The sequence below is a fragment of the Pannonibacter sp. CBAS1226 genome (assembly GCF_055685825.1).
Window position 1 is genome coordinate 37,988 of record NZ_JBVOUO010000012.1, and the last position, 26,501, is coordinate 64,488.

Annotated in this window: 24 protein-coding genes; 13 read left to right on the forward strand and 11 right to left on the reverse strand. The window is 64.3% G+C overall.

What is annotated here, in order from left to right; all coding sequences use genetic code 11:
* Positions 1–8: 8 nt before the first annotated feature.
* From AC0CMF_RS22605 to AC0CMF_RS22625, 5 genes are all read left to right on the forward strand, one after another.
* Positions 9–821, forward strand: a complete 813-nt coding sequence (locus AC0CMF_RS22605; protein WP_374630262.1) for a purine-nucleoside phosphorylase — start codon at positions 9–11, stop codon at positions 819–821.
* The gene (gene deoC, locus AC0CMF_RS22610; protein WP_374630261.1) at positions 814–1,599 is read left to right on the forward strand and encodes a deoxyribose-phosphate aldolase; all 786 of its coding nucleotides are present in this window, start codon (positions 814–816) and stop codon (positions 1,597–1,599) included. The genes AC0CMF_RS22605 and deoC overlap by 8 nt, the downstream gene beginning before the upstream one ends.
* 1 nt (position 1,600) lies before the next feature.
* Positions 1,601–2,917: a thymidine phosphorylase gene (gene deoA, locus AC0CMF_RS22615; RefSeq protein ID WP_374630260.1), complete on the forward strand. Its 1,317-nt coding sequence runs from the start codon at positions 1,601–1,603 to the stop codon at positions 2,915–2,917.
* Positions 2,918–3,415: 498 nt separating this feature from the next.
* On the forward strand, positions 3,416–4,642 hold the full coding sequence (locus tag AC0CMF_RS22620) for a phosphopentomutase (protein ID WP_374630259.1): 1,227 nt from the start codon (positions 3,416–3,418) through the stop codon (positions 4,640–4,642).
* Between the two features lie 136 nt (positions 4,643–4,778).
* Complete coding sequence (locus AC0CMF_RS22625) at positions 4,779–5,774, forward strand: adenosine deaminase (protein ID WP_050472224.1); 996 nt, start codon at positions 4,779–4,781, stop codon at positions 5,772–5,774.
* Positions 5,775–5,913: 139 nt separating this feature from the next.
* On the opposite strand, the gene AC0CMF_RS22630 is transcribed toward AC0CMF_RS22625, so the two are convergent.
* Positions 5,914–7,176: an MFS transporter gene (locus AC0CMF_RS22630; RefSeq protein WP_050472225.1), complete on the reverse strand. Its 1,263-nt coding sequence runs from the start codon at positions 7,174–7,176 to the stop codon at positions 5,914–5,916.
* 255 nt (positions 7,177–7,431) lie between these two features.
* Here AC0CMF_RS22630 and AC0CMF_RS22635 point away from each other — a divergent pair, with 255 nt between their 5' ends.
* From AC0CMF_RS22635 to AC0CMF_RS22665, 7 genes are all read left to right on the forward strand, one after another.
* Positions 7,432–8,655 (forward strand): DUF1688 family protein, encoded by a 1,224-nt coding sequence (locus tag AC0CMF_RS22635; RefSeq protein WP_122519234.1) that lies wholly within the window; start codon positions 7,432–7,434, stop codon positions 8,653–8,655.
* Positions 8,656–8,736: 81 nt separating this feature from the next.
* Positions 8,737–9,366, forward strand: a complete 630-nt coding sequence (upp, locus tag AC0CMF_RS22640; protein WP_050472227.1) for a uracil phosphoribosyltransferase — start codon at positions 8,737–8,739, stop codon at positions 9,364–9,366.
* A 27-nt stretch (positions 9,367–9,393) separates the two neighbouring features.
* The gene (locus AC0CMF_RS22645) at positions 9,394–10,317 is read left to right on the forward strand and encodes a ribokinase (RefSeq protein WP_374630258.1); all 924 of its coding nucleotides are present in this window, start codon (positions 9,394–9,396) and stop codon (positions 10,315–10,317) included.
* A gap of 71 nt (positions 10,318–10,388) precedes the next feature.
* Positions 10,389–10,886 (forward strand): retropepsin-like aspartic protease family protein, encoded by a 498-nt coding sequence (locus AC0CMF_RS22650; RefSeq protein WP_208977320.1) that lies wholly within the window; start codon positions 10,389–10,391, stop codon positions 10,884–10,886.
* Between the two features lie 67 nt (positions 10,887–10,953).
* A complete protein-coding gene (locus AC0CMF_RS22655) occupies positions 10,954–12,453 on the forward strand; it encodes a phosphomannomutase/phosphoglucomutase (RefSeq protein WP_374630257.1) in 1,500 nt (499 codons plus the stop codon).
* Between the two features lie 26 nt (positions 12,454–12,479).
* Complete coding sequence (locus AC0CMF_RS22660) at positions 12,480–13,484, forward strand: aldose epimerase family protein (RefSeq protein WP_374630256.1); 1,005 nt, start codon at positions 12,480–12,482, stop codon at positions 13,482–13,484.
* Between the two features lie 10 nt (positions 13,485–13,494).
* Positions 13,495–14,526 carry a histone deacetylase family protein gene (locus AC0CMF_RS22665; RefSeq protein WP_374630255.1) on the forward strand — a complete coding sequence of 344 codons (1,032 nt, stop codon included), beginning with the start codon at positions 13,495–13,497 and terminating at the stop codon, positions 14,524–14,526.
* Positions 14,527–14,561: 35 nt separating this feature from the next.
* Here the strand turns inward: AC0CMF_RS22665 and AC0CMF_RS22670 are convergent, their stop codons facing one another.
* From AC0CMF_RS22670 to putA, 3 genes are all read right to left on the reverse strand, one after another.
* Positions 14,562–14,852 carry a type II toxin-antitoxin system RelE/ParE family toxin gene (locus AC0CMF_RS22670; protein WP_374630254.1) on the reverse strand — a complete coding sequence of 97 codons (291 nt, stop codon included), beginning with the start codon at positions 14,850–14,852 and terminating at the stop codon, positions 14,562–14,564.
* A gap of 3 nt (positions 14,853–14,855) precedes the next feature.
* Positions 14,856–15,119, reverse strand: coding sequence for a type II toxin-antitoxin system ParD family antitoxin (locus AC0CMF_RS22675; RefSeq protein ID WP_374630252.1), 264 nt, complete (start codon positions 15,117–15,119; stop codon positions 14,856–14,858).
* 182 nt (positions 15,120–15,301) lie between these two features.
* Complete coding sequence (putA, locus tag AC0CMF_RS22680; RefSeq protein WP_374630251.1) at positions 15,302–18,433, reverse strand: bifunctional proline dehydrogenase/L-glutamate gamma-semialdehyde dehydrogenase PutA; 3,132 nt, start codon at positions 18,431–18,433, stop codon at positions 15,302–15,304.
* Between the two features lie 123 nt (positions 18,434–18,556).
* Between putA and AC0CMF_RS22685 the strand changes: the two genes are divergently transcribed.
* On the forward strand, positions 18,557–19,027 hold the full coding sequence (locus AC0CMF_RS22685; protein ID WP_019963446.1) for an Lrp/AsnC ligand binding domain-containing protein: 471 nt from the start codon (positions 18,557–18,559) through the stop codon (positions 19,025–19,027).
* Between the two features lie 180 nt (positions 19,028–19,207).
* Here the strand turns inward: AC0CMF_RS22685 and AC0CMF_RS22690 are convergent, their stop codons facing one another.
* The 7 genes from AC0CMF_RS22690 to AC0CMF_RS22720 all read right to left on the reverse strand — a co-directional run bounded on the left by AC0CMF_RS22690 (position 19,208) and on the right by AC0CMF_RS22720 (position 26,488).
* Entirely contained in the window at positions 19,208–19,408 is a 201-nt protein-coding gene (locus tag AC0CMF_RS22690) for a cold-shock protein (protein ID WP_019963447.1), read from the reverse strand.
* 243 nt (positions 19,409–19,651) lie between these two features.
* Complete coding sequence (locus tag AC0CMF_RS22695) at positions 19,652–20,857, reverse strand: putative bifunctional diguanylate cyclase/phosphodiesterase (protein ID WP_374630250.1); 1,206 nt, start codon at positions 20,855–20,857, stop codon at positions 19,652–19,654.
* A gap of 406 nt (positions 20,858–21,263) precedes the next feature.
* On the reverse strand, positions 21,264–22,949 hold the full coding sequence (locus AC0CMF_RS22700) for a methyl-accepting chemotaxis protein (RefSeq protein WP_374630249.1): 1,686 nt from the start codon (positions 22,947–22,949) through the stop codon (positions 21,264–21,266).
* A gap of 13 nt (positions 22,950–22,962) precedes the next feature.
* Positions 22,963–23,535, reverse strand: coding sequence for a hypothetical protein (locus AC0CMF_RS22705; RefSeq protein ID WP_374630248.1), 573 nt, complete (start codon positions 23,533–23,535; stop codon positions 22,963–22,965).
* A 230-nt stretch (positions 23,536–23,765) separates the two neighbouring features.
* A complete protein-coding gene (locus AC0CMF_RS22710) occupies positions 23,766–24,620 on the reverse strand; it encodes an SDR family oxidoreductase (protein WP_374630247.1) in 855 nt (284 codons plus the stop codon).
* An 18-nt stretch (positions 24,621–24,638) separates the two neighbouring features.
* Positions 24,639–25,472, reverse strand: coding sequence for a TrmH family RNA methyltransferase (locus AC0CMF_RS22715; protein ID WP_374630246.1), 834 nt, complete (start codon positions 25,470–25,472; stop codon positions 24,639–24,641).
* Complete coding sequence (locus tag AC0CMF_RS22720; RefSeq protein ID WP_374630245.1) at positions 25,469–26,488, reverse strand: class I SAM-dependent methyltransferase; 1,020 nt, start codon at positions 26,486–26,488, stop codon at positions 25,469–25,471. The genes AC0CMF_RS22715 and AC0CMF_RS22720 overlap by 4 nt, the downstream gene beginning before the upstream one ends.
* Between the last annotated feature and the right edge of the window lie 13 nt (positions 26,489–26,501).

Here is a 26,501-nt window from a genome sequence, read left to right on the forward strand (position 1 = left end):
CGAACGCCATGAGCAGCTATGGCAATGACTGCGCGGAAATCGTCCGCGCCGCCCGCCCGGGCAGCTACCGCATCGGCATGATCCTGGGCTCCGGGCTCGGCGAACTGGCGGGCGAGATGGAGAATGCGGTGCGCATTCCCTACAGCAAACTTCCGGGCTTTCCGGTTTCCACCGTCTCCTCCCACGGCAGCGAGCTGGTGGCAGGCGAGCTGGAAGGCGTGCCGGTGGTGATCCTTTCGGGCCGCGCCCATTACTATGAGAGCGGCAATCCCTCCATCATGCGCACGCCGGTCGAAACGCTGAAGGCGCTCGGCTGCGAGATCCTGCTGGCGACCAACGCCGCCGGGTCCCTGCGCGAGGAGGTGCAGCCGGGCAGCCCGATGCTGATCACCGACCACATCAACTGGTCCGGCCTCAACCCGCTGATCGGCGAGGAAGACGAAAAGCGCTTCCTCGACATGACCGCCGCCTATGACAAGGACCTGCAGGCCGCCATGCACCGCGCCGCCAAGGCCGATGGCCATGCGCTGGCGGAGGGCATCTACATGTGGTTTTCCGGCCCGTCCTTCGAGACCCCGGCAGAGATCCGCATGGCGCGCATTCTGGGCGCTGATGCCGTCGGCATGTCCACCGTGCCGGAGGTGATCCTTGCCCGGTTCCTCGGCATGCGCGTCGCCGCCATGTCGATCATCACCAATCTGGGCGCAGGCATGCAGGCCCATGGCCTGTCCCACGACGAGACCAAGTCCGTCGCCAAACTCGGCCTTGCGCGCATGAAGAAGCTTGTGCGCGGCTTCGTGAAGGAGGTTTCCCATGGCTGATGCAGCCAGCAAGGCGGAACTCGCCGCCCGGGCTCTCGCCCTTGTCGATCTGACGAACCTGAATGACGGCTGCACCGCCGCCGATATCGATGCGCTCTGCGCCCGTGCCGTGACCGAGCATGGCCATGTGGCCGCCGTCTGCCTCTATCCCGCCTTCGTGGCGCAGGCGAAGGCGAAGCTGGCCGGTACGCCGGTGAAGGTCGCAACCGTCGTCAACTTCCCCGCAGGCGGTGTGGACACCCGCGCCGTGGTGGACGAGACAGCCAAGGCCATTGCCGATGGCGCGGACGAGATCGACCTCGTGATGCCCTACCGCGCCTTCGTGGAAGGCCGCCGCGGCTTTGCCGAAGAGATGATCATCCGCGTCAAGGCTGCCATTCCGGCCCCGGCCCAGCTGAAAGTCATTCTGGAAACCGGCGAGATCGGTGACCCGCTGCTGATCCATCAGGCCTCGCTCGTCGCCATTGCCGCCGGTGCCGATTTCATCAAGACCTCCACCGGCAAGGTGAAGGTCAATGCGACGCTGGAAGCTGCCGAAATCATGCTGACGGTGATTGACGAGGTGCGCACCGAACAGCCGGGCCGTCAGGTGGGCTTCAAGCCCGCTGGCGGCATCCGCACGCTGGACGAGGCTGCCGCCTATCTGGCGCTGGCCGACCGGATTCTGGGGCCCAACTGGGTCTCCTCGGCCACATTCCGCTTTGGCGCCAGCGGGCTGCTGGACGCACTGATTGACGTGATCAAGGGCGGCGCAGGCAGCGCGCGCGAAGGATACTGACATGCTGGCACAGGAACTCATCCGCAAGAAGCGTGACGGCGGCCAGCTGACGCGGGAAGAAATCGCCTTCTTCGTCAAGGGCCTTGCCGATGGCAGCGTCAGCGAGGGGCAGGTTTCGGCGCTGGCCATGGCCATCTTCTTCCGCCGACTGACCATTGACGAACGCGTTTCCCTGACACTGGCCATGCGCGACAGCGGCACCGTGCTCGACTGGTCCGATGTGGACGCGCCGGTGCTCGACAAGCACTCGACCGGTGGCGTCGGCGACAATGTCTCGCTGATGCTGGCCCCGGCCCTTGCCGCCTGCGGCGCGGCCGTGCCGATGATCTCCGGACGCGGCCTTGGCCACACTGGCGGCACCCTTGACAAATTCGACAGCATCCCCGGCTACAAGACCCAGCCGGACAACGCCCTGTTCCGCAAGGTGGTGAAGGAAGTGGGCTGCGCCGTCATCGGCCAGACCAGCGACCTTGCCCCGGCGGACAAGCGCTTCTACGCCATCCGCGATGTGACGGGCACGGTGGAGAGCATCGATCTTATCACCGCCTCGATCCTGTCCAAAAAGCTGGCCGCAGGCCTGCAGGGCCTCGTGCTGGACGTGAAGTGGGGCACGGGCGCCTTCATGCAGAGCTTCGAGGAGGCCAAGGCGCTTGCCGAAAGCCTCGTGCGCGTCGCCAATGGCGCTGGCCTCAAGACCACCGCCCTGCTGACGGACATGAACGAGTCCCTCGCTTCTGCCGCAGGCAATGCGGTGGAAATGCAAAATGCCGTGGACTTCCTGAAGGGCACCTCCATCGACAGCCGCCTGTGGGACGTGACCGTGGCACAGGGCGGCGAGCTGCTGGCGACCGGCGGCATTGCCGAAAGCGCTCAGGAAGGCTGCGATCTGATGCGCGCCGCCTTTGAAAGCGGCCGTGCGGCGGAGAAATTCGCCGAGATGGTCACCGCCCTCGGCGGCCCGGCGGACTTCATGGAAAAGAGCGAGCTCTATCTCGCCAAGGCGCCCGTCATTGCTCCGGTCTATGCGAAAGAGCCGGGTATCGTCACCGGCGTTGACGCCCGCGCCATCGGCGTTGCCGTGGTGGAACTGGGCGGCGGCCGCCGCATCGCCGCCGATGTGATCGACCCGTCCGTCGGCTTCACGGAACTGGCCGGCATCGGTCACCGGGTGGATGCGGATGCGCCGCTCGCCATCGTCCATGCTGCCACCGAAGACGCCGCCCGCCGCGCAACCGAGGCCCTCAACGCCGCCTATCGCACCGGCGATGCCGCCAGCGTCGAGGACCACCCGATCGTGGCTGCCCGTATCGCGCCTTGAGCGCAATACAAAGCAAGAATGCAATCGCACCGTAAGGGGCGATACAAAGCATGAATGCAATTGCGCCGTAAGGGGCATGAACATGGGATCGCGCCGTGAGGTGCGATGTCAGTGGACGATCCGGACTGGTTCGCCTGAGGTGTTCAACAGTGGCCGCAGCGCCCCTCTCCCCCCTTGAGGGGGAGATGTCTGCATCAGCAGACAGAGGGGGGTGTCAGCGCCACCACACATGACAGCCTCCAGGCAGGCTGGAGAGGCTGCATACCCCCCTCTGCCCCCTTTCGGGGGCATCTCCCCCTCAAGGGGGGAGAGGAACCGGGGCCGGATCGGGAGCAAAGTCCCCCTCCCCCTCGTGGGGAGGGGTTAGGGGTGGGGGGCTGAAGCGCCGGATACTTGCGCCGGGTCGCCACCTCCCTCCGGCCAAACGACAAGCAGCCGCAAGAGCTGCCGTGAAATGAGATGAGAGGCTTTTAGCCTCGGGACAAAAGGAAACAGAGCATGCCTCGCGCCATTCTCGTTGTGCTCGACAGTTTTGGCATCGGCGGTGCGCAGGATGCCGCCCGCTTCGGCGATGAGGGCTCCGACACGCTGGGCCATATCGCGCAGCGCTGTGCGGCCGGAGAAGGTGACAAGCCAGGCCTGCGCAGCGGGCCGCTGCATCTGCCCAACATGAACCGCCTCGGCCTTGGCGCCGCCGCCACGCTGTCCACCGGCAAGACCCTGCCCGGCCTTGCGCCGGACCCGGCGCCCACGGGCCTGTGGGGCTATGCGGCGGAAGTGTCCAACGGCAAGGACACCCCGTCCGGCCACTGGGAAATTGCGGGCGTGCCGGTTGAGTTCGACTGGGGCTATTTCCCGGCCACCATCCCCACCTTCCCGGCGGAGATGATCGCCGCGATTGTTGCTGAGACGGGCATTCCCGGCATCATCGGCGACAAGCATGCCTCCGGCACGGAGGTGATTGCGGAGCTGGGTGAAGAGCACCTGCGCACCGGCAAGCCGATCTTCTACACCTCGGCGGATTCCGTCGTGCAGATCGCCGCCCATGAAGAGGCCTTCGGCCTCGAAAGGCTCTATGCCCTGTGCGAGGTGACCCGTAGGCATGCGGACCCTTACAACATCGGCCGCGTCATCGCCCGGCCCTTCACCGGCACAAGCGCTGCGGATTTCGTGCGCACGGCCAACCGGCGCGACTACTCGGTTCTGCCGCCCGAGCCGACGCTTCTGGACCGGCTGACCGCCGAAGGGCGGACAGTCATCGGTGTGGGCAAGATCTCCGACATCTTCGCCCATCAGGGCGTCACCAAGGTGCTGAAGGGTGCCGGCAACGGCCAGCTTCTCGACAAGACGCTGGAAGCCATGGACATGGCGCAGGACGGCGATCTCGTGTTCACCAACCTGATCGACTTCGATTCCCTTTATGGCCACCGCCGTGATGTGCCGGGCTATGCGGCAGCGCTGGAAGAGTTCGACCGGCGCCTGCCGGAGCTGATGGCGAAGCTCAAGGACGGCGACCTGCTGCTGCTGACCGCTGACCATGGCTGCGACCCCACATGGCGCGGCACGGACCACACGCGCGAGAATGTGCCGGTTCTGGGCTTTGCTCCGGGCGTCGCAGGCCGCAGCATCGGCGGACGCAGCACCTATGCGGATATCGGCGAGACCATCGCAGAGCATCTGGGCATTGCCGCCGGGCGCCATGGCCGCAGCTTCCTGAGCGCCTGACTTTCCACCGGGAAGCGGCGCCCATGCGCCGCTTCTTCTTGACGCAGCGTGCGGCGGCGGAAACAACTTTGTCAGTGATTGAGCCGGGTCATGAAATGGATCCGGCAGGCAGCTTTCAGGGAAGGACGGGCGGCCCATGGCAGTGCAGGAGCAGGTGCTCAAGGCGGAATTGCACTGCCATATCGAAGGGGCAGCCCCGCCCGCACTGGTTCAGAAGATCGCAAAGCGCGAGGAGATCGACGTTTCCTCGATCATCGATGCCAAGGGCCAGTACCGCTGGAGCGACTTCACCACCTTCCTGTCCGCCTATGACCTCGCCAGTTCCGTCTTCCGCCGCCCCGGCGATTATGCGCAGTTGAGCGAAACCTATTTCCGCATGCTGGCCGCCGAAGGGGCCATCTACGGCGAAATCTTCATTTCCCCCGACCATGCCACATCGGCAGGCCTCTCCTACCGGTCCTATGTGGAAGGACTGGCGGCAGGCCTTGAGCGGGCCAAGGCGGAGACCGGCATCGAAGGCCGGATGATCGCCGTTGGCGTCCGCCACTTCGGCGCAGCCTCGGTGGAGCGGGTGGCGAAGGAGGTTGTTTCCAATCCGCATCCGCTGGTCACCGGCTTCGGCCTTGCAGGCGACGAACGCGAGGGCCATCCGGCCAATTTCGCCCGCGCCTTCCGCATGGCCGGGGAAGCCGGGCTGGGCCTGACCGCCCATGCGGGCGAGTTCGGCGGGCCGGAGAGCATCAGCGCGGCTCTCGATTTCCTGCGCGTGCGGCGCATCGGCCACGGCGTGCGAGCCATCGAAAGCCCGGCACTGGTGGACCGGCTGGCGGCAGAGCGGATCGTGCTGGAGGTCTGCCCCGGCTCGAATGCGGCGCTGGGGCTTTACCCGGTGCTGCGCTTCCACCCGGTCAACCTGCTGCGCCGGGCGGGCGTGCGCATCACCCTCAATTCGGATGATCCCCCCTTCTTCCGCACCACGCTGGGGCGGGAATACAGCCTGACGGCCAAGACCTTCAACTGGACCCAGGAAGACCTGCGCGTCTTCACCCGCACCGCCATCGAAGCCGCCTTCTGCGACAAGGCAACGAAGGAACGGCTGCTGGCCAAAGTGGACAACCAGAAGCTCGGCTGAGTGGTTGCGGGAATGGGGTATGTCAGCCGGAAATCAAACCGCTGGCAAACCCTATCGGACGTCATTCCGGACGCAGCGAAGCGGAGATCCGGGATGACGATGGCGAGGGTATCGGCTGTAACGGGAAACTGCCGCCCCCTCAGGCCGCAGCTTCCTTTTTCTGCTGCTCCTCGTCCGAGCGCGGGTCCATGGCGGCGGTTTCCGGGGTGGAGAGGCGCCCGGTGGTGAGCACCGGCACGAAGTCCGACTTCTCGGCGACACTGAGGCTTGCCCGCTGGGTCATGCGCCAGAGGGTGAAGAGCACCATCAACAGATGCGCACCCGCCGTCACATGGAACAGGGCCGACGGCGAGGTGGCCGACATGAGCGCGGCCGCCGCGATGGGGCCGATCATGGTGCCGACGCCATAAAGCATCAGCAGCCCGCCGCTGGTCTTGAGGAATTCCCCCGGCGCCGCATGGTCATTGGCATGGGCGACGATGACCGGATACATGGAATAGATCATGCCGCCGAAGAGCGAGACAAAGATGATCACCGTGGTGCTGCCGGGCGCGGAGAGCAGCGACAGCACAATTTCCACCACCATGGCAACCAGACCCATGCCAATCAGCACGAGGCGGCGGTCGATCCGGTCTGACACCATGCCCACCGGCACCTGAATGAGGGCGCCGATCAGCAGCGACAGCGACATCATGATGGCGACATCGCCCACCTCAAGGCCGATGCGCCGCCCATAGACCGCGCCCAGCGTGCCGAAGGCGCCGTTGGAAATGCCGGTCAGGACAACGGCGACCACGGCGACCGGCGAGTTTTTCCAGAGCTGGCGCGGGTCCAGCCGCGCCTGCGTCAGCGGCGTGGGGGTTGCGGCGGTGGAAAGGGCCGTGGGCAGCAGCGACAGGGAATAGATGATGGAACCCACCACGAAGAAGACGAAGCCGGTGGGATCGCCCAGCGTCAGCAGCATCTGGCCGATCGTGGTCGAGCCCAGGTTGATCATGGTGTAGATGCCGAAGACCCGCCCGCGCGTCTTGTTGTTGGCGCGCTCGTTGAGCCAGCTTTCCACGATCATGGCGCCGCCTGCGAAGCAGAAGCCGGTGAGCGCGCGCAGCGGAATCCAGACTTCCGGCATCATGAACAACAGGTTCAGCAGCATGGAGATGGCGGCAATGGAAGCCATCACGCCAAAGGTGCGGATATGCCCGACGCGCTTCACGATCATCGGCACCAGCAGGCAGCCGGCGATATAGCCCGCCGCCCAGCCCGCGCCCAGCATGCCCAGAGACGTGTCGGAGAAGCCTTCGGCAAGACCGCGCACCGGCAGCAGCAGGCCGTGCAGCCCGCCCGCCATCAGCAAGAGGCCGGAACCGAGAAGGAGGGCGGCGATGGAAAACACGGTCGACATGAAGAAATCCGGAAAGCAGCAGTGGTCTTTTTGTGGCCTCAGCAGCGCGTTTGGCGTGAGGAGCGTGGCTCATGCTGCCCGAGACAGAGGTCAGACGACAAGACAAGCTTGTCCCGGATCGTGCATGAGGCTGGTTTATCAACCGTTCATGATTTCACGGCAGCAACATGGCAGCCCCCTCCCCTGTAATCTGGCATGACCTGAAGGCCCAACGTCTGTAAGACCAGAGCGTTCCATCGAAAGGACGCAAAGCCGATGACAACGCCCGCCGCCACCGAAACACCCTCCGAGGCCATCAGCCTGCTTACTGCGCAAGCCTTGCGCGAAGGTGCCGCCCGCCTGCTGGATCTTGCCAGGCAGACTGCGCTTGCCGGCATCCGTGTGGATGAGGGCAAGCTGGAGCCACTGGCTCAGCAGGTGGCTTCGATCCTGCGCGCTGCGGCGCCGGAAGCCGGGCTGGCCCCGCACAGCCTGTGGCGGCTGGCAGAGGCAGGCGGAGAAGACCGCTGGGGCATGATTGCCGGTGCGCGTGCCTTTCCCGATGTGCGGATGATGGGCCGCGCCGCCTTTGACGCGGCCATCACCGCGGTGCTGATGACCCCGCCTGCGGATCCGGACTGGCGGTTCGAGGATCCTTTCACCGGGGAGAGTCTTGCAGGCGCTGAAGGCATGACGGCAGCCACCCTGTCCGCTTTCGCCAGCGGGCTTTTCTCCGCCGTGCCTGCCGATCCCATCCGTGCCGATGCCCATGCGCTGATCCGGGTGGAAACGGAGGAGCTGGCCCGCGCCCTGCAGGTGGATGAGGACCATGCGGCCACACTCGCTGCCCGCCTGCACCGGCTGGGGGAACTTGCAGGCATGCGGCCCGATCTCTTTGCCCGCGATGACGAGCCAAGGCCCGGCGGGCTGTTCGACGTACTGTTCGATGAGGGGCAGGAGGACGGCAGCTTGAGCCTTGCGCGGATTTTCGCGCTTGTGATGGAAGGGCTGGTGCCGCTGTGGGAGGGCCCCGAAAGCCTCAACGGCGTGCCGCTGGGTGATACGGTCCGCGTGCCGGCGCTCGAAGGCCGCATGGCTGGCGAACCTCTGCTGCCGCTGCATGAGCGGGCAAGGTTTCTGGCGCTCTCCCTTGTCGAGCCGCTGGCCTGGGCCGGTATTGCGCCGCTGGACCTTGATGGCCCCGGCGGCCCCACGGACGCAGACCATGTGCAGCTGATGCTGGCAGGGGGTGTTCTCAGCTTCTCGCTTCAGGATGGCGAAGCGCAGGTGCAAGCAGCCATGCTGCGCGGCCTTGCCGGAGCGCTGACCCTTGAGCTGGCAAACAAGGTCCGGGACATTCTGGAAACGGGAGCCGAAGAGCTGCCGCTGACCTGCATCGAGGAAGCGGGCACCTTGCCGCTTGCTGCCATGCTTTTGCGGGAAAACCCGGCAGCTGTTGAGGACTTCGGCAAAATTGCCGCCGCCGGGACTGTTTTTTGAGCGCTCTTCGGTGCATAGGAAAAGACAGAGACATCAGAAGACACATCGGCGGAAAGCCGCAAGAACAGGAGACAGGCAGACATGTCCGGAGCCATCGTAGTTGATCATCCGCTGGTCCAGCACAAGCTCACGATCATGCGCAACAAGGCCACCTCCACCCAGGGCTTCCGCCGCCTGCTGCGCGAAATCTCGACCCTGCTGTGCTATGAGGTGACCCGCGACCTGCCGCTGACGCAGATCACCATCGAAACGCCGATCTGCGAGATGCAGGCCCCGACGCTGGCGGGCAAGAAGCTGGTCTTTGCCTCGATCCTGCGCGCCGGCAACGGCCTGCTGGAAGGCATGCTGGATCTGGTGCCCTCCGCACGCGTTGCCCATGTCGGCCTCTACCGCGACCCGGAAACCCTGACGCCGGTGGAATACTACTTCAAGGCCCCGGAAGATCTGGGCGAGCGCCTTGTGATCGTCGTCGACCCGATGCTGGCCACCGCCAATTCGGCCATTGCCGCTGTCGAGAAACTGAAGGCCCGCGGCGCCAACAACATCCGCTTCCTCTGCCTGCTGGCGGCCCCGGAAGGCGTTGCCAAGTTCATCGCCGCCCATCCGGACGTGCCGGTCTACACCGCCTCCATCGATGCCAAGCTGAACGACCATGGCTACATCGTCCCCGGCCTTGGCGATGCGGGCGACCGCATGTACGGCACGAAGTAAGACAGACACTGGCAGGAGCAGCCCCGCATGATCACCGTCTTCGGGTCCATCAATCTTGATCTCGTGGCGGTGGTCGAGCGCCTGCCCCTGCCGGGTGAAACCGCAGCCGGGCCGGACCATCAGAACTTTCCCGGCGGCAAGGGCGCCAATCAGGCACTGGCCGCCCGCCGCGCCGGAGCGGACGTGGCCATGACCGCAGCGGTGGGAACGGATGTCTTCGCCGCCCCGGCTCTTGCCAATCTGGAAGCCGCCGGTGTCGATCTGTCCGGCGTGCGCCGCCTCGATGGCGCGACCGGCATTGCCATGATCGGCGTCGAGGCCAGCGGCGAGAACCTCATCATCGTCGCCAGCGGCGTCAACGCCCGCGTGTCTGCCGGCTGGCTCAAGGGCAAGCTGCCCCAAGGCTCCCTCCTGCAGATGCAGATGGAAACACCTGCCGCTGAAATCCGCGCTGCCATCGCCGCCGCACGCGAGGCTGGCGCAACGGTGATCCTCAACACAGCCCCTGCCGGAGACCCGGCCGTCAGCGAACTGGCCAGCCTCAGCGATATCGTCATCGCCAATGAGAGCGAGGCGATGGAAATCGCCGCAAAGCTCGGCCTGCCGGGCGAGCCGGAAGCCTTCGTGCGCACCGTCGCCGAAGGCCGGCTTGGCTCTGCACGGCTCGCTGTCGTAACGCTGGGCGCCAGGGGCGTCATCGCCCATGACGGCACGGCGCTTTACAGCGTGCCCACGCCGAAGGTGCGTGTGGTGGACACCACCGGCGCGGGCGATGCCTTCTGCGGCGCCTTTGCCGCGGCGCTTGACCGGGGCGATGAACTGGGGGCGGCGCTCGCCTTCGGCGTTGCCGCCGGAAGCCTTGCCTGCACCGCCAATGGCGCGCAGGGCAGCGCCCCCGATGCCGCCGCGATCCGCCAGCTCGCCGCAACGCTCGAGGTCAGCCGCAGCTGATCCCGTTCACCGGATGCTAAGCCGGATGTGACAAGGATCAGCCGTCAATCCTCCGTGTGTCCGGCAAGGTCATGCTGCGTTATCTCGTCATCCTCGTTCTGCTTGCAGCTCTGGTGCCTTTCGTGCCGGGGCTGGTGGAACGCTGGACGCAAGCGCAAGACCCCTCCCCCGCAGCAGAGCAAGCCGCTCAAGCCACAGGCGGCAGCCTGAAACTGCGGGCGGAGCCCAACGGGCATTTCATCGCGGGAACCCGCATCAACGGCCGAACGTTGAAGATGATGGTGGACACGGGCGCAACGCTCGTCGCCTTGCCCCAGTCTGACGCCCGCCGCGCCGGGATAAGACCGGAGGACAAGGACTTCACCGCCCGGGTCAACACCGCCAACGGCATCATCGCCGCTGCGCCGGTGAAGATCGAAACCCTGGAGCTGGGCCCTCTTTATCTTCGGGATGTGGATGCAGTGGTCATTCCCGATGCCTCATTGTCGACACCACTGCTTGGCATGTCAGCGCTGCGCCGGTTCAAACGATTTGACATTTCTGGTGACACGATGCTTCTGGTTCAATAATGTCCAGCCGCTCGGACATCCCTCATTTCGTTAGTCTTTTCCGGCACAAGCTTTTGCGAGGTTCATCATGTTTCCCAAACCCGAAGCATTTCTGAAGTCGAATACCTACGCCTACGAATCCAAGCCGATGGTCAAGCCCACCGGCTTCCGCGAATACGACGCGCGCTGGCTGTTCGAGAAGGAAATCAACCTGATGGGCATGCAGGCCCTCGGCATGGGGATCGGCACCCTGATGCATGAGCGCGGCATCCGTCCGGATATCGTCGTCGGCCATGACTTCCGCGGCTATTCCGCTTCCATCAAGATGGCGGTCATCAACGGCCTGATGGCTGTGGGCATCAACGTGCACGACATCGGCCTTGCCCTGTCGCCGATGGCCTATTTCGCCCAGTTCGCGCTGGACGTGCCGGCCGTTGCCATGATCACCGCCTCGCACAATGACAATGGCTGGACCGGCGTGAAGATGGGCGTCAACCGCCCGCTGACCTTCGGCCCGGAAGAGATGGGCCGCCTGAAGGACATCGTGCTGAACTCCGCCTTTGTCGCCAAGGGCTCCGGCTCCTACCGCTATGTCGACAATTTCGCGGACGTTTACATCAAGGGCCTGACGGACCGCGCCAAGCTGAAGCGCCCGATCAAGGTCGTGGCGGCCTGCGGCAACGGCACGGCCGGCGCCTTCGCCCCGCGCGTTCTGGAGATGCTGGGCGCGGAAGTCATTCCGCTGGACGCCGAACTCGACCACACCTTCCCGAACTACAATCCGAACCCGGAGGACATGAAGATGCTTCATGCCCTGCGCGACAAGGTTCTGGAGACCGGTGCGGACGTTGGCCTCGGCTTTGACGGCGACGGCGACCGCTGCGGCGTGGTGGACAACGAAGGCGAAGAGATCTTCGCCGACAAGGTGGGCGTGATGCTCGCCCGCGACATTTCCTCGCTCTACCCGAACTCCAAGTTCGTGGTGGACGTGAAGTCCACCGGCCTGTTCCACACCGACCCGGTGCTGAAGGCCAATGGCGCGGTGACCGACTACTTCAAGACCGGCCATTCCTACATCAAGCGCCGCGTGACGGAACTGGGGGCCATCGTCGGCTTTGAAAAGTCCGGCCACTACTTCTTCAACGCGCCGATCGGCCGCGGCTATGACGACGGCCTCGTCTCGGCCATTGCCATCCTCGACATGATGGACCGCAACCCGGACAAGTCCATGGCCGACCTGCGCCGTGCCCTGCCGAAGACCTGGGGCTCGCCCACCATGGCGCCGCATTGCGAAGACGAGATCAAATACGGCATCGTCGACAAGGTGGTTGCCCGCTTCCAGGCCATGCAGGCCGCCGGTGAGAAGGTGGCCGGACAGGCCATCACCGATCTCATCACCGTCAACGGCGTGCGCGTCGTCACGGAAGACGGCACCTGGGGCCTCGTCCGCGCCTCTTCCAACAAGCCCGAGCTTGTGGTGGTGGTGGAGAGCCCGGCTTCCGAAGCCCGCCTGCACGAGATGTTCAAGGCTGTGGATGCGGTGCTGCGCGAGAACCCGGAAGTGGGCGCCTACAACCAGACCCTCTGATCCTGACCTGAACGGACGGCAACAACATGATCCGGCCCTTTGGCACCCTTCCCGGCGGTGAAACCGTCAATGAAGTCACGCTGAGGGCCGGTTCCCTCGAAGCCGCCGTTCTGACCTACGGCGCAACCCTCCGGGATCTGCGCCTCTATGGCCGCCCGCTGGTTCTCGGGCTCAACACGCTTGAGGACTATCAGGCCCACGGCGCCTATTTCGGCGGCACCTGCGGGCGCTATGCCAACCGCATTGCCGCCGGCCGCTTCACGCTGGATGGCGTTTCCCATCAGGTCACCTGCAACGAGAAGGGCCGCAATCATCTGCATGGCGGCCTGTCCGGCTATGACAAGAAGCTGTGGCAGATTGCCGAACTCTCCGCCTCCAGCCTGCTTCTGACGCTGACCTCACCCGATGGCGAGGAAGGCTATCCGGGCAATGTGGATCTGCGCTGCCGCTACACGCTGCTGGAAACCGGCACGCTGCGCCTTGAGATGAGCGCGGTGACCGATCAGCCGACGCTGGTCAACCTCGCCCATCACAGCTATTTCAATCTCGACAGTTCCGGCGATATCAGCGGCCACCGGCTGCAGATCCTTGCCGACCGCTATCTGCCGGTCGATGCAGACTGCATCCCCACCGGCGGGATCCTGCCCGTCGCAGGCACCGTCTTTGACTTCCGCACCAAGCGGCCGATCCGCCAGACCGGCGCGGACCATGCGCGGGTGCTCTACGACCACAATTTCTGCGTGGCGGACACACCCTCGGAAAGCTTGCGCCTTGCCGCCGTGCTGGAAGGCGAGACCTCGGGCGTTTCCATGGAGCTCTGGACCACTGAACCGGGCGTCCAGTTCTATGATGCCTCCGGCCTTGGCCTGCCTTACGAGGGGCTGGAGGGGCGCCGCTATGGCCCGCATGCCGGGCTGTGCCTCGAGCCGCAGCGCTGGCCCGACAGCCCTAACCATACGGAGTTTGCGGGGGCTGTTCTGCGGCCCGGAACAACCTATAGTCAGGTGACCGAGTTCCGCTTCCAGCCGTGAGCCGCACCGCATGAAGACCGTTTTTTCGCCCGTCCAGCTGACCCATGACCCGAAGATGGAAATCTCGGACGGGATGCTGAAACCTGCCGTGGAAATTCCCAGCCGGGCGGAGATGGTGCGCAGTGAAATCCTTGCCCGCAAGATCGGCCCCCTGTGGACGCCGCAGGACTTTGGCCGCGCCCCGCTGGAGCGGGTGCACACAGGCGAATATCTCGACTTCCTCGAAAGCTTCTGGAGCCGCTGGACCGGTGCCGGGCGGCAGGGCGAGGCCTTCCCCTTCGTCTGGCCCGTGCGCCAGCTGCGCGCTGCCCCCACGCCCAGCCACATCGACGGGCTGCTCGGCCGCTTCTCCTTTGATGCGGGCACGCCGCTGGGCGAGCACACCTGGGCCGCAGCCACGGCCAGCGCAAATTCCGCACTGACCGCCGCCCGCTTCCTGCGCGAAGGCGACCGCTCCGCCTTCGCCCTCTGCCGCCCGCCGGGGCACCATGCGGCAGCCGATTACTTCGGCGGCTATTGTTTCCTCAACAATGCCGCCATCGCCGCCCAGTGGCTGCGCGATCAGGGCACCGCGCGCGTCGCCATCCTTGACGTGGACTATCACCACGGCAACGGCACGCAGGCGATTTTCTACGAGCGCGCCGACGTGATGTTCCTGTCCATCCACGCCGACCCCAAGGAAGAATACCCCTATTTCCTCGGCCATGCGGACGAGACGGGCGAAAAGGCCGGCAAGGGCTTCACCCACAACTGGCCGCTGCCACCCGGCACCGACTGGGCCCGTTACTCGGAAGCGCTGGAAGAAGCCTGCCGCTGGCTGACGGTCTATTCCCCGGACGTGCTGATCGTCTCGCTCGGCCTTGACACCTACGAAAACGACCCGATCTCGCAATTCCGCTTCGTGCCGGAAGACTTCCTGCGCCTCGGCGCCAGGCTCGCCCGCCTCGGCAAGCCCACCCTCTTCGTCATGGAAGGCGGCTACGCCGTCGACGCCCTCGGCTCCAACTGCGTCAACGTGCTGGAAGGGTTTCTCGGGGGGTGAGGGGGTGACGGCTGCATATGGCTGACCCTGAGGGCTCAACCCAGCAGGTCCGGCAGATCTCGCATGGCGTGGAGAACCCGCACAACCCGTACCTCCTCACCAGCATCGAGGAAGAAAATCAGATAGCGCCCATGCCGGGCTGAACGCAGCCCCTTGCACAGATCGTCCCGGGCAGGGAAACTATCCGGACGTTCAGCAGCCTGAAGCATCTTGGCCTCGATTTCGGCCACAAAGGACAGGGCTCGGGCAGGATTGTCCTGGGCGATGAAGTCACCGATCTCGATCAGATCGGCCATGGCGGCCGGCAGGATGATCAGCCGCGCCATGGATCAGGGCTTCACCGCATATCTTGCACGGAGTTCTGCGAACACCTGATCCGCCGGGATGCCCGGCCCGCTGTCCAGCCCTGCCTTGATCGCCTCCCGCAAGGCCTCCAGTTCCTGCCGCTCCGTGTCCCGGCTCCGGGTCCAGGCACGAAGAGCCTCCCGGACCACTTCGCTGGCCGAGGCATACTCACCCGACGCTACCGTCTGACGCAATGTCTCGGCCATTTCGGCCGGCACGGTGATTGTCATTCGTTCGACAGCGCCCATGACGGAACCTCCTGCAGCATGATCATACTTCATCATACTTATGATGCAGATTGGCAGCAATGCCAGAGAGAGCGGGTTATCGCAGGCTCCGGGATGCCGGCACACCACACCTGCAAAGGCCGGTGCGCCGCAGGGTTATGCCGTCCCGGTGAGACAAGCTCACCGGGAGACACGTGGCTCCCCTACTCCCCTGAATGGGCCAGCAGGCTGGCGTTGCCGCCGGAGGCGGCGGTGTTGAGGGAGATGACCTGTTCGAGGGCGAAGCGCTGCAGATAGGCCGGGCCGCCGGCCTTGGGGCCGGTGCCGGAGAGGCCCGCGCCGCCGAAGGGTTGGGTGCCGACGACGGCACCGATGATGTTGCGGTTGACGTAGACATTGCCCACCGGCAGCCGGTCCACCACCTGCTTCACCGTGGCATCAATGCGGGAATGGACGCCAAGCGTCAGGCCGTAGCCGGAGGCGGCGATCTTTTCCAGCATGGCGCCGAAGTCCTTCGCCTTGTAGCGCACCACATGCAGCACCGGGCCGAAGACTTCGCGCGTCAGGTCCTCGGGCCGTTCCAGCTCGATGATCTGCGGGGCCACATAGGTGCCGCCCGCGAGGGTCACGTCCGGCTCCTTGCCGGAGAATTTCAGCCGCCCGGCCGATTCCATCACCCGCACATGGGTGAGGATGTTGTCCCGCGCTTCGCGGTCGATCACCGGGCCGATATCGGTTTCAGCAAGGCGCGGGTCGCCAAGGGTGAGCTCGCGCGCCGAGCCTTCGATCATCTCCAGAAGGTGATCCGCCACATCCTCCTGCAGGAACAAGAGCCGCAGGGCCGAGCAGCGCTGCCCGGCGGAGCGGAAGGCGGAGGTGACCACATCATCGCAGACCTGTTCCGGCAGGGCGGTGGCATCCACCAGCATGGCATTGATGCCGCCGGTTTCCGCAATCAGCGGCACGATGGGCCCGCGACGGGTGGCGAGGGCGCTGTTGATGGCCCAGGCGGTTTCGGTCGAACCGGTGAAGGCTACGCCTGCCACCTGCGGATGGGAGGTCAGCGCTGCGCCCACTGCGCCGTCGCCCGGCACATAGAGCAGCGCGGTTTCCGGCACACCGGCAGCATGGAACAGGCGCACCGCCTCATGGGCAATCAGCGGCGTCTGTTCGGCGGGCTTGGCCACCACCGCATTGCCCGCGACAAGCGCGGCGGCCACCTGCCCGAGGAAAATGGCGAGCGGGAAGTTCCAGGGCGAAATGCAGACGAAGACGCCGCGCCCGCGCAGGCGGTAGCGGTTTTCCTCGCCCGTCGGGCCGGGCATCAGGCGGCCTTCGCCGAAGAGCCCACGTGCCTCGGCAGCATAATAGCGGCAGAAATCCACCGCCTCGCGGATTTCGGCAATGCCATCCGTCAGCGTCTTGCCGGCTTCGGCGGCCAGCAGCGCCATCAGCCGGTCGCGGTTTTCTTCCATCAGATCCGCCATCCGGTCGAGGGCAGCGGCGCGGTCTTCCACCGGCGTGCGGGACCAGCTTTCAAAGCCCTTGGCCGCAACCTCCATAGCCGCCGCTGCCAGCTTGGCATCAGCCTCGGCAACTTCACCGGCCACAAGACTGCCGTCGATGGGGGACAGCAGGGCACGCGGGTGGGCGGCCACCTCATGGCCCGGCACCAGCGGGCGGGCGGTGACGGCCGGGAAGCTCTGGCGCGCCATTCCGGAAAGCAGCGCATTGCGCTCGGCCTCCACGCCCAGCTCCAGCCCGCCGGCATTGCGGCGGGTGGGGGCATAGAGATCGGCGGGCAGCGCGATGGAGCGGTTGCGGGCGCGCTCACCGCCTTCCAGCAGCTCCGCCGGGCGCTTCAACAGCTCTGCTGCGGGAATGCTGGCGTCCCCGACGATGGAGACGAAGGAGGAATTGGCGCCGTTTTCCAGCAGGCGGCGCACCAGATAGGCCAAGAGGTCCTTGTGACCGCCGACGGGCGCATAGATGCGGCAGGGATAGCCATCGCGCTCCACCACGGCCTTGTAGAGGCTTTCGCCCATGCCATGCAGGCGCTGGAACTCGAAGCCTTCCGGCTTGCCCGCCATCTCCTGGATCTGGGCGACAGTGAGCGCATTGTGGGTGGCGAACTGCGGATAGATGACATCGCGCGCGGCCAGCAGACGGCGGGCGCAGGCGAGATAGGACAGGTCCGTCGCGGCCTTGCGGCTGAAGACGGGATAGTCTGCGAGCCCCCGCTCCTGCGCCCGCTTGATCTCCGTATCCCAATAGGCGCCCTTGACGAGCCGCACCATCAGGCGCCGGTTGTGAAGGCGCGCCAGATCAATAAGCCAGCTAATGACCTCCTGTCCGCGCTTCTGATAGGCCTGCACCGCAAGGCCGAAACCATTCCAGCCCTCCAGCACCGGATCGGCCACGATCCGGGCGATGAGGTCCAGCGACAGTTCCAGCCGGTCGGCCTCCTCCGCGTCGATGGTGAAGTTGAGATCATGGGCGCGGGCCATGCGGGCAAGGTCCAGCACGCGGGGCAGCAACTCGGCCATCACCCGCTCTTCCTTCACCGCCTCATAGCGCGGATGCAGTGCCGACAGCTTGACGGAAATGCCCGGCCGGTCCGGCAGGGGACGGGACCCGGCGGCCTTGCCGATGGCCTCGATGGCGGCGGCATAGGAGCGGAAATAGCGTTCCGCATCGGCCTGCGTGCGCGCACCTTCCCCCAGCATGTCATAGGAGAACCGGTAGCCCTTCGGCTCCAGAACCTTGGCCCGCTTCAGCGCATCCTCGATGGTTTCGCCCAGCACGAACTGGTGGCCGAGAAGGCGCATCGCCTGCCGCGTCGCCGTGCGCACGGCCGGCATGCCGATGCGGCGCACGAGACTGGTGAGGATGCTGTCCGGCGTGTCGCCCGGATGCAGCAGCCGCGAGGTGACGCCGAGCGCCCAGGAGGAAGCGGACACAAGCCAGGTGTCGGACTTGCGCCCTTCCCCCTCGCCGAATTTGGCTGCGGCCAGCTTGTCCTCGATCAGTTTGTCGGCGGTGGCCGCATCCGGCACGCGCAGCAGCGCCTCGGCCAGCACCATCATGGCAAGGCCCTCGCGAGTGGTCAGGCCGAACTCCCGCATGAAGTCTTCGACGCCGCCAAGGCCCGAACGGGCGCCGCGCATCTCTTCGATATAGGCTGTGGCCTTGGCGTCGATCCGCGCTTCCGCATCAGCAGCAAGGCGGGTTTCCGCCAGCATGCGGCGCACCAGTGCGCCATCATCGGGGGCGAATTCCGCGCGGAAAGGGGAAGCGGTGAGAGCAGGGGCAAGCGGGGCAGACGCAGGCTTCAAGATCGGATCTCCGGCAGGCGCAGGGTGCAACAGGGCTTTCCGCCAGATTACCCGCAATCCTGCTTTGGTTTTCGCCAAAGACAGGCTATGAAACCTGATATTTTCTGGAAATGAGGCCTCTTGATGGAGAATATTCCGGACCTTGACCGGATCGACCGCAAAATCCTGGGCGCGCTGCAGGAGGATGGGCGGATCACCAACACGGATCTGGCCGAGAAGATCGGCCTGTCCGCCACCGCCACGTCCGAGCGGATGAAACGGCTGATCCGCGAGGGCTACATCCTGCGCTTCACCGCAGAGCTGAACCCGCAGAAGCTCAATCTCGGGCTGCTGGTGTTCGTGGAGGTGAAGCTGGACAAGACGACGGCGGACGTCTTCGACGCCTTTGCGTCAGCGGTGGCCCGCTCGGCCGAAGTGCTGGAATGCCACATGGTCGCAGGCGGCTTTGATTATCTCATCAAAAGCCGCGTGCGCGACATGACCCACTACCGGCAGTTTCTGGCAGAGGTGATCCTGAACCTGCCGGGCGTACGTGAAACGCACACCTACGCGGTGATGGAGGATGTCAAGGACACCCACGTTCTGCCGATTTGACAGGGAGAGGTTTGGCGGCGGCCGGTGAGACCGCCGGGAGAGCCTTGCGCGTTTCTGATGGTAATCCTGCAGGCATTTCCGGGCGAACGTTGCATCAGTCCGTCTTCCAGAAACGTCATCCATCCACAGGCAAAAACGCGAGGGCAAGGAACAAGCTGCAAGCCGCAGGAATGCGGCGGCTTACAGCACTTTCACATGTTCGGCCATGCTGCGGCCGGCGCGGAAGGCCATGTCGAAGGCAACAAGCTGGCCTTCATGCAGGCTGCCGATGCCGGAACGGCGCAGGCTCGCCAGATCAACGAGGACATCGTCCCCTTCCTGAGGTTCGATCGCACCAATTCCCCGGTGCATGTCGAACCACTTTACATTTCCGTGGTCCATTTTTTCTTCTTTCTTTACGTCACATCATAGGTCATCGGCCAGCTCTATAGCTGGCTTTTTCGACGGCTCGATGACAGTTGTCATTGGAGGATCGCCACCTCTTGTCAGGAATGACTGGTGGCTGCCTTGTGTCAGCTTCACACTTGCGTGGTTAACAGAAGCCTAACGGCCTCTTCTCCGCATCCTCTAGCAGGCTGCGGCATTGCTGCACGGCTACACAGATGGGCCCTGGGAAGAGCAATGTCAAGTGGTGGCGAGTTCAGCCGCGCGCATAGGTGCAAAATCCGGCGCGGTTGCGCGCAGACCGGCGGGGCCTTGCTCGACGAAATCCGCAAGACTGGCTGCGGAAACCGGGCGGCTGAACAGATAGCCCTGGAAACTGGAACATCCGGCCGCCTGCAGCAGGTCAAACTGCGCCTGCGTTTCCACGCCTTCGGCAATGATCTCCAGCCCCAGGCTCTGGCCAAGCTGAAGGATGGTGCTGACAATCGCCAGGTTGCGGTCATCGTTCAGGAGGTCACGGACGAAGGACTGGTCGATCTTCAGCTGGTCAAACGGCAGCTGCTTCAGGGAGCTGAGCGAGGAGTAGCCGGTGCCGAAGTCATCCAGCGACCAGCTGATGCCCTGCTCCTTGAGGGCCTGCATCTTGCTGCCGACAATCTCAGCATCCTCGGCAAGGGCGCTTTCTGTCAGTTCCAGCTTCAAAAGCTCCGGGCGTGCGCCGCTCAGCCGCACGATACTGCGCACCTGCTCGACGAAATCCGGCTGGCGGAACTGGGATGCGCTGACATTGACGGACACGGTCAGTTGCGCCGTCAGCGGCGAAGCAGCCCAGGCGGCGAGCTGGGCGCAGGCCGTGCGCAGCACCCATTCCCCAATGGGAATGATCAGCCCGGTTTCCTCGGCCAGCGGAATGAAGGCTCCGGGTGAGATATTTCCCTTTTTGCCGTGCTTCCAGCGCAGCAGCGCCTCGGCGCCCAGTGTCCGGCCACTTGCGTCCACCTGAGGCTGATACTGGAGATAGAACTCCCCCCTGGCGATTGCCTTGCGGATCTCGCCTTCCATGGCGTGGCGGGCGCTCACACTGGTCTGCAATGCGATGACGACAATGCATAGTCCCACAATGCCGGTGATGGTGTGCAGCCCGATGACAACAGGCAGACCGGCGACCGGACTGACAAATTCGTGCGGGGGCAGCGGCGCCAGACCCAGCGAGACGATCAGAAACGACAACACACCGAAGAGCGGCAGCAGCACCCGCAGATAGATCCCCTCATGGCTGAAAACCAGAAAGGTGGCTGCGACAATGGGAAACAGATTGAAATGTACAGCCCGGCCCAGCCCTTCCGGCGGCACATCAAAGAAGCATCCAATCAGGGTGGTCAGCAGCCCCGCATGCGAGAGGACGATAGCTGCCTCCCTGAGCCGGTAGCGCCATGCCAGGAACATCGTGACCGCGCCTGACAAGGCGGCTAAAAAAGTCCAGAACGAGTGGAACAGAACTCCGTAACCGGCATAAAAAGCCGACCACGCGGCGCTGATGGCAAGAGTGATCGCCCCTCCATATAAAATCAGCGCCCGGACACGCAGATTATAACGGCCGGAGGATGTCCACCCCGAAACATCCGCCTGGGAAAGACCCATCCCTCGACTAGATTTGTTTAGAATTTTAGTCAATTTTATGGATCGTCACGGCTAATTACAAGGTGAACCTGTCAATTTTACGCGCATAGATATTACAATTTTCAATTAAAAGGCAATCAACATTGATTGCCTGCACCAAGTGAAAAACTCCGGTGCCAAAATGAAAGGGACCGGGCCTCCCGGCCCGGTCCTGATCTGCTTCATCCTGGCCTCAGGCAACGCGCACCTGGTTGAGGAAGTCCGTCATCGCCTGCCGCATGCGGGCAGACCGGTCATGCAACTCCTCGATGGCCCGGCGCATGTCCTCACTGATAACCCCGGTCTGCTGCGCCGAATTGCTCACAGTGCCGATGGAGTCCGTCACGCCATGGGTGCTGCTGGCCGCCTGAGACACGTTGCGGGCAATTTCATTGGTCGCCGCATTCTGCTGCTCGGTCGCCGCTGCCATGGCTGTGGTGCGTTCGGAAATCAGCTTCACCATTTCAGCCACGGCGGCCGTCGCTTCAATGGACTCGGATGCTGCCACGCGCATTTCGGAGATCTGGGTGTCGATTTCTTCCGTCGCCTTGGCGGTCTGCTCCGCCAGCGCCTTCACTTCGCTGGCGACGACGGCAAATCCGCGGCCTGCCTCACCCGCACGGGCTGCCTCGATGGTGGCGTTCAAGGCCAGCAGGTTGGTCTGGTTGGCGATGTCATTGATGAGACGCGTCACATCGCCGATGCGCACCACCACATCCTGCAGCTTGCCCACCGCCTGATTGGACCGGTCCACCTCGGTTTCGGCCTTCGCGGCCACCTTCGAGGCGGAGTGGACCTGCTCGTTGATCTCGGCGATGGAGGCGGAAAGTTCCTCCGTGGCGCTGGCAACCGTGTTGACGTTGTTCGTCGTGTGCTGGGACGCCTCGGCGACGGAAGAAGCCTGGCGGTTGGTCTCGCTGGCGATGGTCGCCAGAGAGGAGGCCGTGCCCTTGAGGTTCGTCAGTCCGCCGATCATCTCGTCGGAGATGGTGAGGACGGCCGTCTCGAATGAACTGGCGACTTCATCCATGCCACGCTTGCGCGCTGCTTCAGCCTCGGTACGCTGACGCTCGCCAGCCGCTTCAAGCTCACGGGTCCGCAACATGTTCTCGCGGAAAACTTCCATGGCACTGGCCATGTCGCCAATCTCGTCGCGCCGGCCGCCCAGGTTCGCCTGTGCGTTCAGATCACCACTGGCAAGACGCCCGAGCACTCCGGACAGGGTCTTCAACGGCTGCGAAACCAGCCGGAAGTTCAGGAACCCGAAAAGCATGGCAAAGAGCAGCATCAGGCCCGCGCTGCCCAGTGCGATTGTGCGGGCAGCGGACAGGGCTTCCTTCTCGACTTCCGCCAGCTGCTCGATCTTCGTGTCGATTGCATCTTCCAGCGCACGGATGGCCTCAGTGGCCTTGGCCTGAAGACCGTTGCCTTCACCCGACAGTTCCATCGCCCGGGCGAGATCCACCGTCTCGGGCGTACGCATGTTCTGGATCTGCGCATCGACAAACTGCACCTGCCAGGCATTCAGCGTCGTTGCAATTTCAGATACCAGACCGGCATCGGATGGAGAAACATCCGCCACACTGCTGCCAAGCGTGGCGAGCAGCCCCTTGACCTCCTCTCCCATCGCCTGGGCCCGGGCAAGCGCTTCACGGTCTCCCGTCAGCAGGAAGACTTTCAGCTCAAGGTTCTCCTGAATCACGGAGACCTCAAGATCGTCGATCTGCGTGGCAACCAGATAGTGCCGTGATATGTCAGTCACCGCGTCGGCGGCAGCGACGGTCTTGTAATAGGTGGTCAGACCCGCCGCGACGCTGATCAGCGACAACCCGGCGAAGGCGGCAATGCCCTTCTGGGCAACAGACAGATTCTTGAGCATCTTTGGCCTCCCGTCAGCTTCCGGCGCCTGAACGGCGCTCAAGCTCGGTCAGGTTGATTTCGATGGTGGCAGCACCGATGGGCTTTCCGCTTTCGGGATCGGCGATCGTGATGTTCAGCTGGGAGAGCCAGACCTTCAGGTCTTCATCCCATTCGGCCTTGTCGATGAAGACGGCATCGGCGCCGAAGGGGAATGTCTTCTGAAACTTGGCCTCATCACCCTGCCAGTAGTCGCTGGTGATGCTGCTCTGGCCGACATTCAGCCCATTGGCATCCATCACGAAAATCTCGGCATAGAGGCCCAGGCTTCCGGCCTGCATGCGCAGCAGATAGGTGGACAGCGGCGCCGACAGTGTGGCCGCGATCAGAGGCTTGTCGCTCGCCTTGCGTTCATCCACCCACTGTTTGTCCAGCGCATCGATCTCCGCTTGCGAGATCGTGCCGCGCTTCTGGTTCTGGGCCTTGATCGACAGCGGCACAATGGGATTGTCCAGTTCCGCGCGTATGCTCTCAATCACGGCCGGGGTGATCAGGGCCGCAGGATCGGGAGCGGATGGCTGGGCCAGAGCAGCGGAGTGCAACCCCATTGCAAGCAAACCAAGAATCGAAGCGGCGCAGACATTCTTCATGATGAGCCTCGTGCTTTTTACATGCACAAGGCTGAAATAAGCCAGTTAAGAATGAGTGAAACTGCGCAATTAAAGGTCACATCGACCAAATTAAGAGCATATCCGGTCAACAATATTCAATCTGAAGTCAATCCGCCGGAAATTCTCTGCAATCTTTGAGGGTTGTATATTGACAGATATAACAGTGCTTAATTCTCTATCAATTGGTCCAGCGACTTCCGGTAGTTTGCGTATGAAAATTCAAATCCCAATTCTCTTTTGATCCGCGCATTTGAGACACGCTTGTTCTCGCCGTAAAAGGAGCGTGCCATCGGCGAAAGTTCCGCTGTTTCAAAATCTTGTTCCGGAGGCGGTTGCATCCCCAAAATCCGGGCGGCATAGGTCACGACATCCTGCGGCGGTGCAGGCTCATCATCGGTTACATTGTAAATCCGGGTTTTCGGCTCTGCGAGGGACGCTTCCAACGCGCCGGCAATATCCTCGACCCGGATGCGGTTGAACACCTGACCCGGCTTGACCAGGCGCCGCGCCGTGCCATTGCGCAGGTTGACGAGCGCATTGCGGCCCGGTCCATAGATGCCGGACAGACGGAAGATCTGTACCGGCAGATCCTCCTTCGCGGCAAACTCCAGCCAGGCGGTTTCAGCCTCCACCCGCTGCACCGAGCGGCGCGACACCGGGCGGCAGGGCGTGTCTTCGTCCACCCAGGCGCCATCATGGTCGCCGTAGACGCCGACGGTGGAGAGATAGCCAATCCACTGCGGGCGCCCTGCGGCAACATCCGCGCCGTGATGCATCAGCACCGGATCGCCTGCCTCATCCGGCGCAATCGACTGCAGCACGTGGGTCGCCCCGGCCAGTGCCTCACGAATGCCCTTGCCCGGCTGCGTGCCGTCAAACAGAAAGGGCTCGACACCCAGCACCTTCAGTTGCTCCGCCTTGGCCTGCGAGCGCGTGGTGCCGCCGATCCAGCTGCAGCGGTGCCGGATGCGCTCCACAAAAGCCTTCGAGGAATAGCCAACTCCGAAGATGAACAGGCGCATGGCGTCTCTCCCTGGGGTTCAGAGGCTCAACTGCTTGCGGCGGATTTCGTAAAGCGTGATGCCGGTGGCAACCGCCAGATTGAGGCTGTCCGCCTGCCCGGCCTGCGGAATGCGCACCAGCGTCTTGCAGGCGGCAGCCAGATCATCGGACAGGCCTTGCTGCTCGTTGCCCATCACGAGCAGCGCCGGCTCCCGGTAGTCCACCGTGCGGTAATCGACGGAACCGGCAAGGTGGGTGCCCGCCACCGTGCCCGGCCACTTCGCCATCACCGCCTTGAAGGCGTCCGCAGAGGTCTTGACCAGCGGCACATGGAACAGCGAGCCCATGGTGGCGCGCACAGCTTCCACCGCGAAGGGGTCGGTGCAGTCGCCGATGAGGATGACGCCGGAAGCTCCAACTGCGTCCGCCGTGCGGATGATCGTGCCCAGATTGCCTGGATCGCGCACCCGGTCGAGGGCAATCCAGACGGTGGACTGGGCCGGGTCGATGCGCTCCAGCGGTGTCAGCTGCTGCTCGTAGACGCCAACCACCATCTGCGGGTTTTCCTTGCGGGTGATCGCCTCCAGAATGGGCGTGTTCACCTCCAGGATCAGCGCGCCGCGCGACTTGGCCGTGGCGGCTGCCTTCTGGGCGATCGGATTGTCCCGCGCTTCCGGCCCCAGCGCCAGATAACGCAAGGTCCAGCCGGCATCGAGCGCATCCGTCGCCAGCTTCAGCCCTTCCGCCACGAAGAGGCCGGACTGCGTGCGGTGCTTGCGCAGCGCGACGAGGCCCTTGATCTCCTTGATGACCGGGTTGGAATGGCTGGTGATCTGCTTCACCGCCCCCATGCGGGGTCTTTGCTCGCTCATGCGCCGCTCCAGCGGGAAAAGAGGGATGTGGACAGGCATCGGTCGCCCTTCTCCTCACGGATGACAAGCTCGCCGGATTCCAGCAGGCCGCCCTGCTTCGACAGGGTTTCGGCCATCAGTTCATGCACCGACAGGAATGAGGCGCGGATGGCATAGGCCGTCAGGATCATGAAGAGCGCGTTGGGAGACAGCAGCTGGCGCAACATGTCCAGCATTTCCGGCAGGTTGACGAAAAGGTCCCACACCTCGCCCTTGGGGCCGCGGCCATATTTCGGCGGATCGAGGATGATGCCGTCATAGGTGCTGCCGCGCCGCACTTCGCGGGCGACGAACTTGCTGGCGTCTTCCAGGATCCAGCGGATGGGCAGATCGCCGAGGCCGGACAGATCCTGATTTTCGCGGGCGTAGGCGATCGCCTTCTTGGAGGCGTCCACATGGGTGACATGGGCGCCAGCGGCAGCGGGCAGCAGCGAGGCAAGGCCGGTGTAGCCGAAGAGGTTCAGCACCTTGACCTGACGGCTGGGTTCGGCGGCGCGCGCCTCGCGCACCTTGTTCATCACCCAGTCCCAATGCGGAGCCTGCTCGGGGAACACGCCCACATGGCGGAAGGACATGAAGCGGCCGAAGTAACGCGCCGGCCCATAGGCCATTTCCCAGGTCTCGGGCACACTGCCGGCGAATTTCCAGCGGCCGGGGCCTTCCTCGTCCACATCACCGGTGAAGACCGCATCGGCCCGGTCCCAGACCGACTGCTTCAGCTGCGGCAGGCCCATGGCCTGCGGTTCGGGCCGGACAACGGTGAAGCGGCCATAGCGCTCCAGCTTCTGCCCGCGCCCCATGTCCAGCAGGGCATAATCCTTCCACCCGGCGGTTTCCAGGATCACCGGCCAGCGGGCCGCAGGCGGCAGGCCCGGGCGGGTGGCAGCAGAAGCGGCCGCTCCGCGCTCGGGCAGGGAGGCATGGCCGGTTTCAGCGGCGGCGGCGGGCTTTTGCGGGATCTGAGGGGCCTGGGCCACGGGCAAAACTTTC